This window comes from Rhizobium sp. LjRoot258 (genome assembly GCF_964254185.1).
Classification (GTDB): domain Bacteria; phylum Pseudomonadota; class Alphaproteobacteria; order Rhizobiales; family Rhizobiaceae; genus Rhizobium.
This window is the reverse complement of sequence record NZ_CAXUST020000001.1, coordinates 1,219,692-1,237,101: the sequence shown is the minus strand read 5'-3', so window position 1 is coordinate 1,237,101 and position 17,410 is coordinate 1,219,692. Positions and strand designations below refer to the sequence as shown.

Here is a 17,410-nt window from a genome sequence, read left to right as displayed (position 1 = left end):
CAGCGATACGGTTTGCAAGACCGGCGAAGGGCGCTACCTATGTTGGGACCCAAATGTTCGGAAATTTCCAATGACCAATGAGACAATTGTCACCAGCGCCATGCTTGCCATTGGCGACGAACTCTTATCCGGCCGTACCAAAGACAAGAATATCGGCCACTTGGCCGATATTCTGACGCTTTGCGGCATCGATCTCAAAGAAGTCCGCATCGTCGGCGATGAGGAGGATGCGATCGTCGAGGCCCTGAATGCACTGCGCGTAAAATACGATTACGTCTTCACGTCGGGAGGCATCGGGCCGACCCATGACGACATTACCGCCGATGCCGTGTCTGCCGCGTTCGGGCTGCCTTGCGAATACGATGCCGACGCAATGACACTGCTTCGCGAGATGTATGCGCGCCGCGGTCTCGAATTCACCGACGCCAGAAAGAGGATGGCTCGGATGCCAAGCGGTGCGCGCCATATCCCCAACCCCGTCTCGACCGCGCCGGGTTTCGTCATCGGCAATGTTCACGTCATGGCGGGTGTCCCGCAGGTCTTCCAGGCCATGGTCGACGCGGTTGTCCCGACATTGCGCACCGGCATGCGCATGCTCTCGCTCGGTATCTCCTGCCCCTATGGCGAAGGCGACATCGGCACGCCGCTTGCTGCCATCCAGAAAGCCCATTCCGAGACGAGCATCGGCTCCTATCCCCGCTATATCGGGCAGGCGTTCTCCACCGAAATCGTCGTGCGGGGCCGTTCCCAGGACGCGGTCGACGCCGCAGAAGTCGACGTTCGCGCCATGATCGAGACCATCCGCCGGACAAAGGAGATTGCTGAAAACCGTTCGGCGGAGGCGTAGCACGAGGCGATGCCGCGTGCTCATTGATCTGCATCAAGGAACCGACGTCCGCCCCGACGCATTCTCGTTCCAGGCAAGCTGATTTCATCCGCGTAAGGAGAAGTGATTATGTCTTATAAAACCATACTTGCCATTCTCGATACTGTCGACAACGCCACCGCCGTGGCCGATTTTGCTTTCGCCATTGCCGCGCAGACCAATGCCCATGTTATCGGCCTTCATGCGGAAACCGTCGCTGTCGTGCCCCTTGTCGCGCCGATGGAGATACCGGATCCGGTCGCCGTCCAGGCGCTGCAGGACATGGCGCATTCCGAGACTGTCGAAATCGAGCGCATCTTCCGCAGGAAGGCCGAGGTGGAAGGCGTCTCCTTTGAATGGCGCAGTTTCGCTTCCTCCACCGGTTACGGCACGGCGCCGCTGATCGAAAGCGCCCGGAGCGCTGACCTGCTGATCGCCTCACAGGCGGATCCATCCAAGCCATCGGACAGTCACGTGGACGTCGACAACTTCCTCTTCGAAAGTGGTCGTCCGGTCTTGATGATCCCCTTTGTGCTGCGCCAGCCGAAGCCGATCAAGCGCGTCCTCATTGCCTGGAACGGCTCGAAGGAGGCGGCGCGCGCCGCGTTTGATGCCTTGCCGATTCTGCAGGCCGCCGACGAAGTCGAGGTTTTCTCGGTTGATCCCGTCGACAATGCGCTCCAATCTGCGGCTGTGGCCGGCGCGGAGATTGCAGCCACTCTGGCGCGTCACGGTGTAAAGGTGACCCTGGCAACGGCGCAAAGCGCAGACAAGTCGGCGTCAGTCGTGATCGAAAACCGTCTCTCCGACAGCAGCATCGACCTGCTGGTCATGGGCGCTTACACCCATTCCCGCCTCTGGCAGATGATCTTCGGTGGCACCACAAAGAGCCTGCTGCAGTCGATGACCGCATTGACCCTGCTGTCGCGATAAGAATCACGAGGGGCTTGCGTTTTGCCCCCGGAATCCGTTAATTGCGGCGACCGATGACGAGCTTCGGCTTCGGTCCTCCTATCGCGCAGTCTCGGCTGCGCGATTTGCGTTTGGCCGATCGCGGAATGCCTCGTCCGGCCGCCGGCAAACGGCGTGTCATCATTCATGCCGCGGAGCAAGCCATGTCCCTTCCCGATAAAGCCTTTCCCGTTTCCTGGGATCAGTTCCACCGCGACGCGCGCGCACTCGCCTGGCGTCTCGCCGGCCTCAAGCGCGATTTCAAGGCGATCGTCTGCATTACGCGCGGCGGTCTCGTGCCGGCAGCAATCATCTCGCGCGAACTCAACATCCGGCTGATCGAAACGGTTTGCGTCGCCTCCTACCACGACTATGTGAACCAGGGGGAAATGGTACTCCTCAAGGGCATCGCGCCGGAACTGACCGCGGACGAAGGCAAATCCGTCCTAGTCATCGACGACCTGACCGATACCGGCAAGACAGCTTCGGAAGTTCGCACGATCCTGCCCAAGGCACACTTCGCGTGTGTCTATGCGAAGCCGCAGGGCGTGCCGACGATCGATACGTTTGTGACGGAAGTCAGCCAGGACACCTGGATCTATTTCCCCTGGGATATGGGGTTCACCTATCAGGAACCGATCTCCAAGGCTGGCCGCGGCTGAGAGCGCCTCGCCGCGCAACCCGACGGACCGGTGGCAATCTCAAATTGCACCAATGTTTAACTAACACATCGGATTCCGCTATCGCGCTGCCCACGCAGAGCTTATTCTTCTAAGCAACAGTCCGACGCGGCAACGGCGTTGCGTTGCGGACTGGCGTTAGAGGCATAGTCGCAGGCGCGACGTTGGAACGAATATGATGCGTTGGGGCTACGTCGGGACGGTGGTGGCTTTCGGGCTGAGCCTCTGTCTCTCGCCTTTTGCCGCTTCGGCAGCACCGGCCTATGTGTCCGTCGTGCGGGAATACGTCGAGACAGTCGTCAAGCCGATGGTGAATGCCGCGATCGTGCGCAAGGCGATCGAGGAGCAGAACACCAAGTTCCGCAATGTCAGCGACATGGACATCCAGGTGCTGGATAATACCTACCGCTCCGAGATCCAGGCCGGCGGCTGGCAGATGGTCAGACATCTGCTCGCCAAGCCGGTGTCGCGATACCTCAAATCCAAGCAGGATGATTCGCAGGGCGCCATCATCGAATTTTTCGTAACCGATCGTCACGGGCTCAATGTCGGCCAGGGCACGATGACCACCGACTATTGGCAAGGCGATGAAGACAAGTTCCTGAAAACATTCGCGAGACAGTCCGACGAGATATTCATCGACCGTGCCGAGCGCGATGAGCAGACACAATTACTGGAAACGCAGGCAAGTTTCGTCATCAAGGATGAAAACGGAAAGCCGATAGGTATCGCAACAGTGACGATCGCGATCGACGCATTGTGATCGAAATTGGCCTCAACGAATCGCCATACCCATTTGCGCGCCAAAAGCTGCAACCAAATCAACACGGTCGCAACTTTTCTTAGATTTTTTTCGCTCTCTGGGGACAAGCGGCTGCAACCTATTGAATTCCTTATACGACTTTCTTTTCCCCGTTCTCCACAGCCCGATCCACAACATCTTGTGGTGAACGGTTCGTTAAAAACAACCCCTTGACGGAATCGCGCGTTTCCAACTTAATAGGTTCCGATGTTGCTGCGGCAGTTGGACCGGAATTAACGAGGCCGGTTCTCTTCAAAAATCGAGCGTAGGATCAGGGTGTTGCGTCCATGAAGGTCGACCGCCATGAGGGGCTTTGTGCGCGATTTTTATCTTCCAAAAAGTGACATCGGGGGCTGGCGATAATAAGCTGTTAATACTATATTTAGTGTTTGCAGCCACCATCACCACAAGATACAGGAAAGACATCTCCGATGACACTCCTGTGACGATACGGAAACGAGAACTGGCTGCGCTCCTCACGGCGCCGCCGGAGGTGGAAACTTGCGCCTTGGTCAAACGGGGACGGGGCGCGCAAGCTAGAGGTTAGGCAAATGCGCATAGAACGCCGTTTCACGAAGGCAGGACAGAGCGCTTACGCGGATATCGAATTCCGCAAGGCGACGAGCGAGATCAAGAACCCGGACGGTTCGATCGTTTTCCGCCTCGAGAATATCGATGTTCCGGCGCAGTTCTCCCAAGTCGCTGCCGACATCCTGGCGCAGAAGTATTTCCGCAAGGCTGGCGTTCCCGCCAAGCTCAAGAAGGTCGAGGAAAACGACGTTCCTTCCTTCCTGTGGCGTTCGGTTGCCGATGAAGCGGCTCTGAAGGATGTTCCGAAGGATCAGCAATACGGTTCCGAAACAGACGCCCGCCAGGTCTTCGACCGCCTTGCCGGTACCTGGACCTACTGGGGCTGGAAGGGCGGCTATTTCTCGTCCGAGGAAGATGCCTCTGCTTTCCGGGATGAGCTTGCCTACATGCTTGCCACGCAGCGCGTCGCCCCGAACTCGCCGCAGTGGTTCAACACCGGCATGCATTGGGCCTACGGTATCGACGGCCCCGGCCAAGGCCACTTCTATGTCGATCCGTTCACCGGCAAGCTTACGAAGTCGAAGTCCGCCTACGAGCACCCGCAGCCACATGCCTGCTTCATTCAGTCCGTTGAAGACGATCTCGTCAATGAAGGCGGCATCATGGACCTTTGGGTTCGCGAAGCCCGTCTGTTCAAGTACGGCTCCGGTACCGGCTCCAACTTCTCCTATCTGCGCGGCGAAGGCGAAAAACTTTCCGGCGGCGGTCGTTCCTCCGGCCTGATGAGCTTCCTGAAGATCGGCGACCGTGCAGCGGGCGCCATCAAGTCGGGCGGCACGACGCGCCGTGCGGCCAAGATGGTCGTGGTCGACATCGACCATCCGGATATCGAGGAATACATCAACTGGAAGGTGAAGGAAGAGCAGAAGGTTGCTGCCCTCGTCACCGGTTCCAAGGTCGTCGCCAAGCATCTCAAGGCGATCATGAAGGCCTGCGTCAACTGCGACGGCGGCGATGACGGTGATTGCTTCGAGCCGAACAAGAACCCTGCCCTGAAGCGCGAAATCCGCGCTGCCAAGAAGGACCAGGTTCCTGAGAATTACATCGGCCGCGTCATCCAGTTCGCTCGCCAGGGCTACAAGGACCTCGAATTCAAGACCTACGACACCGACTGGGATTCGGAAGCCTACCTCACCGTATCGGGCCAGAACTCCAACAACTCGGTCTCGATCAAGGACGACTTCCTGCGCGCAGTCGAAAACGATGGCGACTGGAACCTGACCGCCCGCAAGGACGGCAAGGTCATGAAGACGCTGAAGGCCCGCGATCTCTGGGAATCGATCTCCTACGCCGCCTGGGCATCGGCTGACCCGGGCCTGCACTTCAACACGACGATGAACGACTGGCACACCAGCCCGGCCGCCGGCCCGATCCGCGCATCCAACCCGTGCTCGGAATACATGTTCCTCGACGACACCGCCTGCAACCTTGCCTCGCTGAACCTCATGCAGTTCAAGGATGCTGCCACCAAGCGCATCAATATACCAGACTACGAGCATGCCGTGCGTCTCTGGAGCGTCGTCCTCGAAATCTCCGTGATGATGGCGCAGTTCCCGTCGCGCCGGATTGCCGAGCTCTCCTACGAGTACCGCACGATCGGCCTCGGCTACGCCAACATCGGCGGCCTGCTGATGTCCTCGGGCATCCCCTATGACAGCGACGAAGCCCGCGCCATTGCAGGCTCGCTGACGGCGATCATGACCGGCATTTCCTATGCCACCTCGGCGGAAATCGCCTCCGAGCTCGGCCCATTCCCGATGTTCAAGCCGAACCGCGAGAACATGCTGCGCGTCATCCGTAACCATCGCCGCGCCGCTTACGGCGAGACATCAGGCTATGAGGGCTTGTCGATCAACCCGGTTGCGCTCATCCATTCGGAAAACCCGGACCACGATCTCGCAGCGCATGCCAAGAGCGCCTGGGACAAGGCGCTTGAACTCGGCGAAAAGCACGGCTACCGCAACGCCCAGGCAACTGTCATCGCGCCGACCGGCACGATCGGCCTTGTCATGGATTGCGACACGACCGGCATCGAGCCCGACTTCGCGCTCGTGAAGTTCAAGAAGCTCGCCGGCGGTGGCTACTTCAAGATCATCAACCGCGCCGTTCCGGAAGCGCTGCGCACACTCGGTTACTCGGAGAGCCAGATCGCCGAGATCGAAGCTTACGCTGTCGGCCACGGCAACCTGAACCAGGCGCCAGCCATCAACCCCTCGACGCTGAAGGCCAAGGGCTTCACCGACGAGAAGGTCGATGCCGTCAACGCCGCGCTGAAGTCGGCCTTCGACATCAAGTTCGTCTTCAATCAGTGGACGCTCGGCACAGATTTCCTGAAGGCCGCCTTGAAGGTTTCGGACGAGCAGCTCGCCGACGTGAGCTTCAACCTGCTCGACCACCTCGGCTTCTCGAAGAAGGACATCGAGGCTGCGAACATCCACGTTTGCGGTGCGATGACGCTCGAAGGCGCGCCGTTCCTCAAGAGCGAGCACCTCGCCGTGTTCGATTGCGCCAATCCGTGCGGCAAGATCGGCAAGCGTTATCTCTCGGTCGATAGCCACATCCGCATGATGGCCGCCGCGCAGCCTTTCATCTCGGGTGCGATCTCCAAGACGATCAACATGCCGAACGACGCGACGGTCGACGACTGCAAGAGCGCCTACATGCTCTCCTGGAAGCTCGGCCTCAAGGCAAACGCGCTCTATCGCGACGGGTCCAAGCTGTCGCAGCCCCTGAACGCTTCGCTGATCGAAGATGAGAACGACGAAGATGCGATGGAGGATCTGCTGCAGCAGCCGGTCGCAGCCCAGGCAGTCACCATCACCGAGAAGATCATCGAGCGTGTGGTCGAGCGCGTCACCCGCGAGCGTGAAAAGCTGCCGAACCGCCGCCAGGGCTACACCCAGAAGGCTGCCGTCGGCGGACACAAGGTGTATCTGCGCACCGGCGAATTCGGCGACGGCCGCATTGGTGAGATATTCATCGACATGCACAAGGAAGGTGCCGCCTTCCGCGCAATGATGAACAACTTCGCCATCGCCATCTCGCTTGGCCTGCAGTACGGCGTGCCTCTCGAAGAATATGTGGAGGCATTCACCTTCACCAAATTCGAACCGGCAGGCGTGGTCATCGGCAACGATGCGATCAAGAATGCCACGTCGATTCTCGACTACGTGTTCCGTGAACTCGCCGTTTCCTACCTCGGCCGTCACGATCTGGCGCATGTCGACACATCCGACTTCTCAAACACGGCGCTCGGCAAGGGCATCCAGGAAGGTAAGACCAATCTCGTTTCGACGGGCTGGACCCGCGGCTACAAGCCGACGCTCGTCTCCGGCAACGAGCGTCAGACATCTGGAGAGCCGAAGGGCTCCGCCACCGCAGCTCCTGCGCGTGCCTCCTCCGGTGCCACGGTCACGTCCTTTGCGGGTGCAGCCGCCCGCAAGATCGAGCCGACCCTTGCCATCTCCACCTCCGAAATCGTCGCCTTCAAGCGCGACTACGAGGAGCGCGCTCGGGAACTGGCCGAAGAGATCGCCGAGGAAGTGATCGAAGAGGTCGCCACCGAAACCCAGCAGCAGGCAACCGCCCTCTTCTCCGACAAGGCTGCCGCCGACGCCGCATCGGCCAAGACGGAAGCCAAGAAGGTCGAGGCCGAACGCCGCGCCCGCTCGATCATGCAGGGTTACACCGGCAACATGTGCTCCGAGTGCCAGAACTTCACGATGGTGCGGAATGGAACTTGCGAGAAGTGCGACACGTGCGGAAGCACAAGCGGCTGCTCTTGATTACGCTTCTTGCTCTATGAGTGACTGAGAAACCAAAGCTAGTACCGCCCAAATACCCATGAAACTGGCCATTGCGGAAGCCAAAACTGGCCAAGTGGGTTCGGAGCTCAAAAATGACAACAAATCCAGGCGTTTCGACGCCTGGAACTGCTTAGCGGAACAAAAGGGGATCAGGCTTCCGAGCGCCGCGAGCAATCGATCGGGTCCGCCCCTTCGAGCTGCAGACTTCGACTCCTCCGAACTGACCTGCGCGTATTGGTGATTTTTAACGGCTGACGAATGGCGACAATCAGAACGATCGAAATCGAGAATTTCCGCGGCATCAAGAAGCTGCAGTGGCATCCGAAACCCGGCGTCAATTGCCTGATCGGTCCGGGCGATAGCGGCAAGTCTACGATACTAGACGCTATCGATCTCTGCCTCGGAGCGCGAAGAACGGCACAGTTCACGGACGCTGATTTCCACACGCTCTTCGTCGACGATCCGATCAGCGTCACGATCACGCTTGGAAACCTCGCACCTGAGCTGATGTCCATGGAAGGCTACGGCATCTATTTGCGAGGGTACAATTCCGCGAAGCAGGAACTCGAGGACGAACCGGGTGCCGGCCTCGAGACAGTTCTCTCGCTGAACATGCGCGTCGAAAGTGATCTTGAGCCCGTATGGACATTGGTTTCGGACCGAGCGCAGGCGACTGGTCTGGCGCGGAACCTTTCCTGGTCTGACCGTACCAACCTCGCCCCTGTCCGGATCGGCGCGTTGTCCGATGCGCTCCACGCTCTCCTTCATATCGGGGCGGTATCTCTTCAGAGGTTTCATGGTCGCCCCCTTACCACTGGAAACGACGGATGGACGTCTCCGGCCCGATCGGGCCGGCGCCCAGGTCGGCAGAGACGAACCGGTGCAGGATCATCCATGAAATCGCGGTCATGGGCGGGCTCTCGCGAAAGAGCCCGAAGGTCTCCGCGATCGTGAGCGAGCCTGCCTCTTCGAGGGCTGCCAGGAGGCGGATCGTGTCGTTCAACGGCGTCCGGTGTCGGGCATAACGAAGGAGATCTTTCGCGTTCTGAAGACGATGCCCCTCCGTGATCGCGATCCCGTGGAATGAAGCGATGACGCCGGTTCAGGCAGGCGAGCGTTGCCGTCACGGCGGGATCGCCGACGAACTCCACCGCGTCGAGGAACTCACGTCGTCCGTCCTGATAATCGACCATGAAGTCGGGGACATGGAGACGCCCATCCACCAGCGCTCCGAAGCATAGAGGCGACCATGCAACGACCTCGTCGTCCACGTCGAGCAGGCAGGCGAGATCGCGGCCGAGCTGCGTCCGGAACACGGGATCGTCCGGGCAACGGACAGTGGCTTTGGGGAAGAAGGTCTTGGTAGAGGCTTGCCGGAAAACGGCGTCGAGAGCGGCCTGGTTGGCGGGAAGCTTGTCCAACATCTGCGAAATCCACGATACGAGGAACCGTTGCCGCTGGGCGGAGCGGCGCGAAGGTCAACGTATCTTGGATATTCGTAGGTGCTGCCTCATTCCGGAACAGATAGAGAACTCGTTCCGGCAAGTCAACGGCATTTTAATGTTTCATACACCACGTTCACGCCCCTCCCTTGTTGCGCGCCGTCGAGCGTCCGGCATCGGAAAGCTATTGTTTGGGATCCGCACCATGAGAACCTCCGCATGGTCGCCCGCCTCGCTAGAGGGCTTCACCTGTGGGTCTCATGGCGGGGCTGATCCCCTGTCCGCTCACGCTCTTCGTCATGACGTTCGCGATGATCCACCAGGTTGTCGTCACGGGGCTGCTCTTCGCGGTATCGATGATGATCGGCGTCGGCGTGACATTATCCGCAGTGGCGTTGCTCTCCGTGGCGTTCCGCGAGCAGCTCGCAAGGCTGTTGAGGACGCGTCCCCGACTGCTGGCTGTGACCTCCAAGACCATCGAGGCGACCGCCGGCGCGATCCTGCTGGCCGTGGCCATCCATGAAATCTTCTTCTAAGACGACATCCCAAGAGGGAGCGGATCGACGGCGCTGCCCTTCGCGGAAGCGCGAGGACCGGTGCGGCTGACGCTGATGGCGGAGCCGTTCTGGTTGCTCGTCGCCGTCTGCGTCACCCTTCCTCCGGCGGCTTCAACCGCCGGAACTGCATCAGCAGCAACAGATCGTAGACGATCTTCAACGCACCGCAGATGATTAGCGGCCACGCTCGGAAGGAGGCGGCGAAGAGAGCGCCCGCCAGGACAGGGCTAGCCGAGGCGGCGAGACTACGCGGCACCGACGTGAAGCTTGCAGCGGCTGCCCGCTCCGCCTCGGTGACGACGGCCATCACGTAGGACGAGCGCGTCGGCACGTCCATCTGCGACAGTGCGGCCCGCACAAGCAGAAAGAAGAGCGCGAGAGACAGCGTGGGCGCAAGTGCCGCCAGCATCAGAGCGATGCTCGACGGAATGTGTGTGAACACCATGGTGTTGATCAGCCCAACGCGTTGCGATAGCCATGCGGCTACAGGAAACGACAGCGCCGAAAGCATGCCCGACCAGAAGAAGAAAACAGCCGCCTCTGAAAGCGACAGGCCAAATCGCTCGAATAACCAAAGGGCGAGCAGCGACTGGACGACGAAGCCGCCGGCGAAGGCATCCAGACTGAAAAGAGCAGCCAGCTTGAAGACAATGTGGCGCGACGGACCGAGCGCTGCTGTAGTGCCGGCGTCTGGTGCCGGGCTGCGCGGAATACGCGCGTAGAGTAGGCCGCCCAACAGCCCCAGCAGCGCGTAAAGAACGAACATGGCCCTGATGCCGTCAATCCGGTCGAGGCCAATCGGACCGAGAAGGTCGGGTACCGCTGAAGCGAGTCCACCTATTGCTCCCGCGAACGCGCCAACGAGGCTGTAGCGCGCGAACATCCTGGTTCGCTCACGCTGTGTGACCTCGCGTGTGAGAACGGCGTGCTCCAATGGCACGAACACGCTGACACTGCCGGCCGATGGATTGATCGTGCCGGTAAACGCGATGACCAGGAGCAACGCGTAGTCGTGGACAACGGCGAAGGCCACGCCCGTTGCAATCATCAAGCTCGCACCGGCCAGCAGAAGTTGGCGGTGATCGTATCGGGCCCCGAGGAAGCCGACGCATATCGTCAGCAGCGCGGAGCCAAGGAGCGATGCGGTCGCGATGACGCCGACCTCTAGCGCAGTAAATCCGAGAGCGAGCAGATAGATCGGCAACAGCACGGCCACGAAGCCGTCCCCGATGTCGCGCAAGGCGCGCGCCGCGAAGAGGAAGGTTGCCGGATGAATGCGCAGCACCGATCTGGTCTCTCGAGCATTGATTGCTTGCATCGGCGGCATGGCCTTTGCCAGGGGCCCACGCACAACTGAAGTCGAGATGATGCCTGAACGGAGCGTCGTTTGCCACTGGCCGCCGCAGGACGGCGTGACATGCGCCTTCCCGAAGTCGCCGCCAGCGCTGTTGCGCAGAGGCAACTGATGTTTAGACTGACGACGGCTGGAACATCGTGACCTACAATCTCGATGGCGTTTCGGTTCAAGACCAGTTCTTCATCAGCGAGGCCGACGCCGACGCATATCTGCAGGAGCAGCAGGCATTGGTCGACGGTAAAAACGCATAGCATCGGATTGCCGCCCGCTTCCTGATCAGGCGGCAATCTGCACCCCGCGATGCGTTCAGTCCTTCGTCGGCTCTCCGAGAGTATGCATCAGGCGGTTCGCCCAGCCGAAGATGGCGGACGAGAGGACGAGATCGAGAGCTTCCAGTTCGTCGAGTCCGACATCCGTCAGTGCCTGCGCGTCGTCCGCCGTCGCCTCGGGCGGCGTAGTTGACAGCCTTGCCGAGAAGTCGAAAATCGCCTGGAGGCGCTCGTCGAGCGTCGCATCGAGACCGTCGGCGAATACGGTCTCGATCACGTCCGTCCGTTTCGTCAGGTTGTTGAAGCGCGAGGCGTGCACGGCGGCGCAGTAGACGCAGCGGTTAACGACGGACGCGGCGACCGCGCCCAGCTCGCGCTCGCTACTAGCCAACCCGTCTTTTCCATACATGATCAGATTGAACAAGGGTGAGCGGACCGCGAGCGTCTCGGGGTCGTGAGCCAGGGTAAGTACATAGGGCGAGATGCCCTTATTGGACGGCGTCGTCTGCATCGCCGCATGCTGCTCGTCGGTGGCGGTCGCGAAATCAACCGGAACGACATAGGGCTGCCAGCGCGGTACCGTGGTGGTGAAGGTGTGGACGACCTCGCTCATCGCATTTCTCCAAGCAGCTTCAGGCCCGCAAGGACGCGGACCTGGTAGTTGACGAAGGCCGCAAGCTCCGCGAGCCGGACGATGTCGGCATCGGTTACGCCGACCTGACGCAATGCGTCCACATGGGCGCGTGTGGCATCGCGCGGCGCGACCGTGAGCCGGTCGGCATGACGGACGATCTCCGCGGTACGCGGGTCCGTCACGTTCGTGTCGGGCTCGGCGAGCAAAGCTGTCGCCGGTTCGTCGGCGCGAGCGACCAGGGTGTCGTAATGGCTCGCGAGCGAAAGGCTGCGGTTGTGGCGCGCCATGCGGGCGGCGAGAGCCGCCCTGAGGCCGTGGGACAGTCCGCCGGCATCGCGCGGCAGGAGCACGGCGTCATGGGCGGCCTCGCTCAGGCGCAAGATCTCGGCGCGTTTCTCCATGGCTTGCGCGAGCGCGGAGCCCGGCCTTGCGGAGACCAGGGTTTCGATGAGTGTCAAAACAAGCTCCTCAGTACGTCAGCAGGGATGCATCTAGGTAGGCGCGGCACTCGATCATGTCAATTGGTAATGATTGATTGGGTTCCATGCAGAATAATTATCTATTGACGATCGTCAAATGAGAAATCTCATGCTTTACTGACATAAAGGAGAATGTTTGATGTCGATTATGCATTCTAACTCTTTCGATATTCGGCAACTTGAAGCCTTTGCAGCGGTAATGTCCGCAGGCAGCGTGACCGGCGCGGCACGGCTCCTCGGCCGCTCGCAGCCAGCGGTCACCAGGCTGATCCAGGATCTGGAAGCCGACATCGGCTATGCGCTCCTGCATCGGAGCGGTCCCCGCATCACGCCGACGTCGCGCGGTCTGCTCTTTCACGCCGAGGTGGAGCGCCATCTTGCCAGCCTTGCCCACATCCGCGAACGGGCGAACGCCATTGGGCTCGACGAGCCGGCGTCGCTGACGATCGCGGCCACGCCGTCGCTTGCGGCCGGCGTTCTACCGCAGGCGATCGCGAACGTCGCGCCGGGTCTCATTCCACGCCACCTTCATGTGCAGGCGCTCGCGGCCGAGAACGTCGTGCAGGCCGTGCTCGCCCGATCTGCGGATTTCGGAGTCTCGAGCCTGCCGCTAGAGCATCCCGGCCTTGAGGTGCATTGGGTCGCCGAAGCGCCGTGCGTCGTCGCCCTGGCCGCGGATGATCCGCTCGCCGGTCACAGCGTCGTGCGTCTCGGCGATCTCTCGGACCGACGGATCATCACCTTGGCGAACCCATATCGTCTGCGGCACCGTGTCGACGAGGCCCTTGAACGGGCTGGTGTCGTGCCGAGGCGGTTGATCGACGTCAACGCATCGATGACGGCCCTCACGATGGTCCGCGCTGGACTGGGGGCCGCCATCGTCGAGCCGGCGACCGTCGTCGGCGTTATGCTCCAGGGCATCGTGATGCGCGTGCTCGACCACACCATCCCATTTGTGTTCGGCGCCATTTCGCCTGCGGCGCATCCGCTGACTCCGACCGTCGCAGCCGTGATCGAGTCAGCGCGGGCGGTGGCCCTGGCGATGCCCGGTTGCCGACTGCATGACTCGGGCGGCGTCGAGGCTTTGGCCGACACTGTCTACGGACGAACCGCGCTGCCCGAGGGAATGCCGTCATGAGTGACCTGTCCGCGTTTCCGAACGGTCTCGACGCCCTTGAAGCACGCCTGAAACAGGATCTTGCCTGGCTGGAGTTGCCCGCGAAGTCCTGGATTCCTCCTCGCGAAGTCAACGGCAAGACGGTCGTCGACGTCGTCATTATTGGCGGCGGCATGGCCGGGCTTGTCGCATCGGGCATGCTGAAGCGGCTCGGTGTCGCGAACCACGTCGTGCTCGACAAGGCGCCCGCCGGTCGGGAAGGTCCGTGGGTCACTTTCGCGCGGATGCGAACACTCCGCTCCCCTAAGCAGTTGACCGGACCGGCGATGGGTCTGCCGGCCCTCACTTTCCGCGCCTATTACGAGGCGCTGCATGGCCGCGAAGCCTGGGCCGCGCTGGACAGGTCGCCGCGCGAAACCTGGATGGACTATCTCGTCTGGTACCGCCGCGTGCTCGACCTTCCGGTGCGCAATGGAATTTCCGTCGATGCGGTCGTCCCGCGCGAGGACAGCATGCTCGACATCGTCTGCAGCCAGGACGGCCGGACCGAAACCATGATTGCGCGCCACGTGGTTCTGGCGACGGGCCGCGACGGCCTGGGTGGCCCGTTCGTGCCGTCGATCGCCGGCCAGATCGATCGGAAGTTCTGGGCTCACACCGCCGACGAGATCGATTTCGCCGCGCTGAAAGGCAAGCGGGTTGGCGTCGTAGGCGCCGGCGCGTCTGCGATGGACAACGCTGCGACTGCACTTGAGGCCGGAGCCGCACGCCTCGACATGTTCGTGCGACGGCAGGAACTGCCGCGGATCAACAAGTTCACCGGCATCGGCAGCCAGGGCGTCGTGCACGGATTTGCAGGACTGCCCGATGAGTGGAAATGGCGGTTCCTGAACTACGCGATGGGCCAGCAGACGCCGCCGCCCCGCCCCAGCGTCCTGCGCGTCAGCACGTTCCCGCAGGCCCATCTCCATCTGGAAAGCCCCATCATCGGGCTGGAACAGGACGGCGATCACGTCGTGGTGACAACGCCGAAGGGCCGCTACCACGTCGACTTTCTGATCTTCGGGACCGGCTTCAAGATCGAATTGGCGAACAGGCCGGAACTCGCCGCCGTCTCACCCTACATCCGGCTCTGGCAAGACCGTTTCCCCGTGCCCGCGAAGATGCGCAACGGCGAACTCGAAGCTTCGCCGGATCTTGGTGACGCGTTCGAGTTTCTGGAGACAGAGCCCGGCGCATGCCCGGCACTGGCCAAGATCCACTGCTTCAACTTTCCGGCCACGCTGAGCCACGGCAAGCTCACGGGCGACATTCCCGCCATCAGCGAAGGCGCCGACCGGCTGGCGCGCGGGATCGTCAGGGCGATCTTCGTCGCCGACCGTGAGCGTCACTTCGCCGATCTGCAAGCCTTCGACACGCCGGAACTCCTTGGAGACGAATGGGCGGACGACGAGACTGAAACGCTTTCCGAACGACCTTCCGAAAGGACACCGACCTGAAATGCTTGAGCTCAAGAACATAAAGCTGTCCTACGGAAGCACGCAGATCCTGAACGGCGTCGACCTGACGGTGAAACGCGGCGACGTGGTTTCGATCATTGGCCCCAGCGGCACCGGCAAGACGACGCTGCTGAAGTGCATCAACTATCTGGTGAAGCCGGCGTCGGGCACCATCGCTTTCGACAATATCAAGATGGACTACCGGCAGGCGGACAAGCATGCGATCCAGGCTATCCGGCTCCGGACGGCCATGGTGTTCCAGCAGTTCAATGTCTTCAAGAACATGACCGTCATTCAGAACGTCATGGATCCGCTCGTGGTCGTGCAGCGCAAATCCAAGGACGAGGCGCGTGCGATTGCCATGCAGGAGTTGGAGCGCGTCGGCCTATCCGACAAGTTGGACAACTACCCGTCCCAGCTCTCCGGCGGCCAGCTTCAGCGCACCGGCATCGCGCGTGCGCTGGCGGTCAAGCCGGATGTGATGCTCTTCGACGAGCCGACGTCGTCGCTTGATCCCGAGCTCGTCGGCGAGGTTCTGAAGGTGATCAAGGACGTCACGTCTTCGGGGATCACCTCGCTGCTCGTCACCCACGAGATGCAGTTCGCCAAAAACATCTCGAACCGCATCGTCTTCATGGATCGGGGCGTCGTCGCCGCCGACGGTAGCCCGGCCGAGATCTTCGAGTCGCCCTCCAACCCGCGCCTCGCGCAGTTCCTCAGTTCCGAACACTCCCTCCAGTAGAGAAAGGTGCCTGACATGTCTTCCATCAAGTCAACTTCCCGCCGTACCTTCGGCCTCGCCGTAGCCGGCGTCGCCATCGCCCTCGCAACCTCGGGCGTATCCCATGCCCAGGACGTTCGTACGATCAAGATCGCCACGGCGGCCGAATCCAAGCCGCTCTCTTGGGGCGCGATCGGCGTCGAGCCGCAGGGCTACGAGCCCGACGTGCTGAAGGCGATCAACGCCAAGCTGCCCCAGTACAAGTTCGTGATGGAAGGCGCGGCCGACATCGCGCAGGAGACAGGCCTTGCCACCGGCAAGTACGACATCGCGACCGGCGGCTACTATCGGGCGCCCGCTCGCGAAAAACAGTTCCTCATCCCGGAAAGCCCGATCGGCGCCAGCCTGATCAAGATCTACAGCCGCAAGGACAGCGGCATCAACGAGATGAAGGATCTTGTCGGGAAGAAGATCGTTCCCGTCACGGCCGGCGGCGGCATCTACAAGTTCGCAACCGCGTGGCAGGAAAAGAACCCCGACACCAAGATCGAGATCACCGCATCGAGCGCCGGCGTCCCCTATCCGGACCGTCTGAAGGAAGTTCAGAACGGCAAGTACGACGCGCTGGTTCTGCCGTCGAACCTCGGCGAGCAGACGGTAATCGACCAGCAGAAGCTCGACATCAAGGCGAGCGAGCCGGTCGCGATCAACAACACTTTCGTCCTGATCCACCGCTCCGAAGAGAACCAGGCTCTCTCCGATGGCATCGACAAGGCTCTGAAGGAGCTCAAGGCCGACGGGACGCTCGCCAAGCTCTCGCAGAAATGGTTCGGCGAAGACATCACCGCGTACATGAAGTAACGCCACGCCCCGAACTGACGATCAAGGCTGAAATCGCAAGAAGGAGTGTTCCAAGGTGGACCTTTCCATAATGATCCCCGAGCTGCTCAAGGCATTGCCGCTGACGCTCGCGATCACTTTTACAGCCATGATCGCCGGCTTCGTGCTGGCCCTGATTGCGACGACGTTCCGGATTCGAAGGATTCCCGTGGTCAGCCAGTTGGCGGACCTCTACGTTTCCTACGCCAGGAGCGTTCCGGTCGTCCTCCAGTTGTTCGTCGCCTTCTACGGCCTTCCTCTGGTGGTTGCCCTGTTCGAGGTCGAAGATTTCGTCTCCCCGAACGTCGCCGCCGTGGTAGGCCTCAGCCTCTACCACGGGGGCTATCTGTCGGAGGTTCTTCGGCCAGCGTACCTGGCCGTAGAACGCGGTCAGCACGACGCGGCGGACAGTCTCGGATATACCTTTCGTCAGAAGATCCTGCGCGTCGTGGGGCCGCAGGCGGTCCACATCGCCCTGCCTGGCTATGGCAACTCGATCATCTACCTGATCCACAACGTCGCGCTCGTCATGTACATCGGCGCCGCCGACGTCATGGCCACTGCGCATCTCGTCATGGAGCGGGACTACAACCAGTACCAGTTCGAAACCTACCTCGTGTTGGCGGTGATCTATTCGCTGCTGTGCCTGGTGGCCTGGCTGGTCGTGCGATTCTTCGAAAGTCGTAATTCGAAGTTTGCAACCAAGGCCGCGCCGGCGCCGACCGCCATCATGGCAAGCGTCTGATCGAAAGAGGGTCATC

16 protein-coding genes and 2 pseudogenes are annotated in these 17,410 nt (G+C 61.1%); 13 read left to right on the top strand and 5 right to left on the bottom strand.

The genetic code is table 11. The features are described 5' to 3' along the window. Nucleotides 1-70: 70 nt before the first annotated feature. The 6 genes and pseudogenes from ACSQ9D_RS06210 to ACSQ9D_RS06185 all read left to right on the top strand — a co-directional run. A complete protein-coding gene (locus ACSQ9D_RS06210) occupies nt 71-847 on the top strand; it encodes a competence/damage-inducible protein A (RefSeq protein ID WP_436281534.1) in 777 nt (258 codons plus the stop codon). A 108-nt stretch (nt 848-955) separates the two neighbouring features. Continuing rightward, nucleotides 956-1,798 (top strand): universal stress protein, encoded by an 843-nt coding sequence (locus ACSQ9D_RS06205; RefSeq protein ID WP_368514580.1) that lies wholly within the window; start codon nt 956-958, stop codon nt 1,796-1,798. Nucleotides 1,799-1,980: 182 nt separating this feature from the next. Further along, nucleotides 1,981-2,478 carry a xanthine phosphoribosyltransferase gene (gene gpt, locus ACSQ9D_RS06200; protein WP_037117921.1) on the top strand — a complete coding sequence of 166 codons (498 nt, stop codon included), beginning with the start codon at nt 1,981-1,983 and terminating at the stop codon, nt 2,476-2,478. Nucleotides 2,479-2,671: 193 nt separating this feature from the next. Further along, complete coding sequence (locus ACSQ9D_RS06195) at nt 2,672-3,259, top strand: hypothetical protein (protein ID WP_436281533.1); 588 nt, start codon at nt 2,672-2,674, stop codon at nt 3,257-3,259. Nucleotides 3,260-3,849: 590 nt separating this feature from the next. Further along, complete coding sequence (locus tag ACSQ9D_RS06190) at nt 3,850-7,674, top strand: vitamin B12-dependent ribonucleotide reductase (protein ID WP_436281532.1); 3,825 nt, start codon at nt 3,850-3,852, stop codon at nt 7,672-7,674. A gap of 279 nt (nt 7,675-7,953) precedes the next feature. After that, nucleotides 7,954-8,097, top strand: a pseudogene (locus tag ACSQ9D_RS06185) (AAA family ATPase); the annotation flags it as partial. Here ACSQ9D_RS06185 and ACSQ9D_RS06180 read toward each other — a convergent pair. Both ACSQ9D_RS06180 and ACSQ9D_RS06175 read right to left on the bottom strand, forming a co-directional pair. Then, on the bottom strand, nt 8,074-8,493 hold the full coding sequence (locus ACSQ9D_RS06180; protein ID WP_436283890.1) for a hypothetical protein: 420 nt from the start codon (nt 8,491-8,493) through the stop codon (nt 8,074-8,076). The pseudogene ACSQ9D_RS06185 and the gene ACSQ9D_RS06180 sit on opposite strands and share 24 nt — an antisense overlap. Before the next feature lie 10 nt (nt 8,494-8,503). Next, nucleotides 8,504-8,698 carry a hypothetical protein gene (locus ACSQ9D_RS06175; protein ID WP_436283889.1) on the bottom strand — a complete coding sequence of 65 codons (195 nt, stop codon included), beginning with the start codon at nt 8,696-8,698 and terminating at the stop codon, nt 8,504-8,506. Between the two features lie 88 nt (nt 8,699-8,786). Between ACSQ9D_RS06175 and ACSQ9D_RS06170 the strand changes: the two genes are divergently transcribed. Both ACSQ9D_RS06170 and ACSQ9D_RS06165 read left to right on the top strand, forming a co-directional pair. Further along, nucleotides 8,787-8,936 carry a hypothetical protein gene (locus ACSQ9D_RS06170; protein WP_436281531.1) on the top strand — a complete coding sequence of 50 codons (150 nt, stop codon included), beginning with the start codon at nt 8,787-8,789 and terminating at the stop codon, nt 8,934-8,936. A gap of 452 nt (nt 8,937-9,388) precedes the next feature. Then, nucleotides 9,389-9,673: pseudogene (locus ACSQ9D_RS06165) on the top strand (urease accessory protein UreH domain-containing protein); the annotation flags it as partial. 112 nt (nt 9,674-9,785) lie between these two features. Here ACSQ9D_RS06165 and ACSQ9D_RS06160 read toward each other — a convergent pair. The 3 genes from ACSQ9D_RS06160 to ACSQ9D_RS06150 all read right to left on the bottom strand — a co-directional run bounded on the left by ACSQ9D_RS06160 (nt 9,786) and on the right by ACSQ9D_RS06150 (nt 12,412). Further along, a complete protein-coding gene (locus ACSQ9D_RS06160) occupies nt 9,786-11,012 on the bottom strand; it encodes an MFS transporter (protein ID WP_436283774.1) in 1,227 nt (408 codons plus the stop codon). Between the two features lie 345 nt (nt 11,013-11,357). After that, complete coding sequence (locus ACSQ9D_RS06155; protein ID WP_436281530.1) at nt 11,358-11,933, bottom strand: peroxidase-related enzyme; 576 nt, start codon at nt 11,931-11,933, stop codon at nt 11,358-11,360. Then, the gene (locus ACSQ9D_RS06150; protein WP_436281529.1) at nt 11,930-12,412 is read right to left on the bottom strand and encodes a CMD domain-containing protein; all 483 of its coding nucleotides are present in this window, start codon (nt 12,410-12,412) and stop codon (nt 11,930-11,932) included. Before ACSQ9D_RS06150 ends, ACSQ9D_RS06155 begins: the two co-directional genes overlap by 4 nt. Before the next feature lie 160 nt (nt 12,413-12,572). Between ACSQ9D_RS06150 and ACSQ9D_RS06145 the strand changes: the two genes are divergently transcribed. Genes ACSQ9D_RS06145 through ACSQ9D_RS06125 form a run of 5 tightly spaced genes read left to right on the top strand, consistent with a single transcriptional unit; the run spans nt 12,573 to nt 17,394 of the window. Beyond that, nucleotides 12,573-13,571 carry a LysR family transcriptional regulator gene (locus ACSQ9D_RS06145; protein ID WP_436281528.1) on the top strand — a complete coding sequence of 333 codons (999 nt, stop codon included), beginning with the start codon at nt 12,573-12,575 and terminating at the stop codon, nt 13,569-13,571. Next, entirely contained in the window at nt 13,568-15,049 is a 1,482-nt protein-coding gene (locus ACSQ9D_RS06140) for an NAD(P)-binding domain-containing protein (protein ID WP_436281527.1), read from the top strand. The genes ACSQ9D_RS06145 and ACSQ9D_RS06140 overlap by 4 nt, the downstream gene beginning before the upstream one ends. A 1-nt stretch (nt 15,050) precedes the next feature. Continuing rightward, on the top strand, nt 15,051-15,791 hold the full coding sequence (locus ACSQ9D_RS06135) for an amino acid ABC transporter ATP-binding protein (RefSeq protein ID WP_436281526.1): 741 nt from the start codon (nt 15,051-15,053) through the stop codon (nt 15,789-15,791). Between the two features lie 15 nt (nt 15,792-15,806). Continuing rightward, on the top strand, nt 15,807-16,631 hold the full coding sequence (locus ACSQ9D_RS06130; RefSeq protein WP_436281525.1) for an amino acid ABC transporter substrate-binding protein: 825 nt from the start codon (nt 15,807-15,809) through the stop codon (nt 16,629-16,631). A gap of 55 nt (nt 16,632-16,686) precedes the next feature. Further along, a complete protein-coding gene (locus tag ACSQ9D_RS06125) occupies nt 16,687-17,394 on the top strand; it encodes an amino acid ABC transporter permease (RefSeq protein WP_436281524.1) in 708 nt (235 codons plus the stop codon). Nucleotides 17,395-17,410 lie beyond the last annotated feature (16 nt).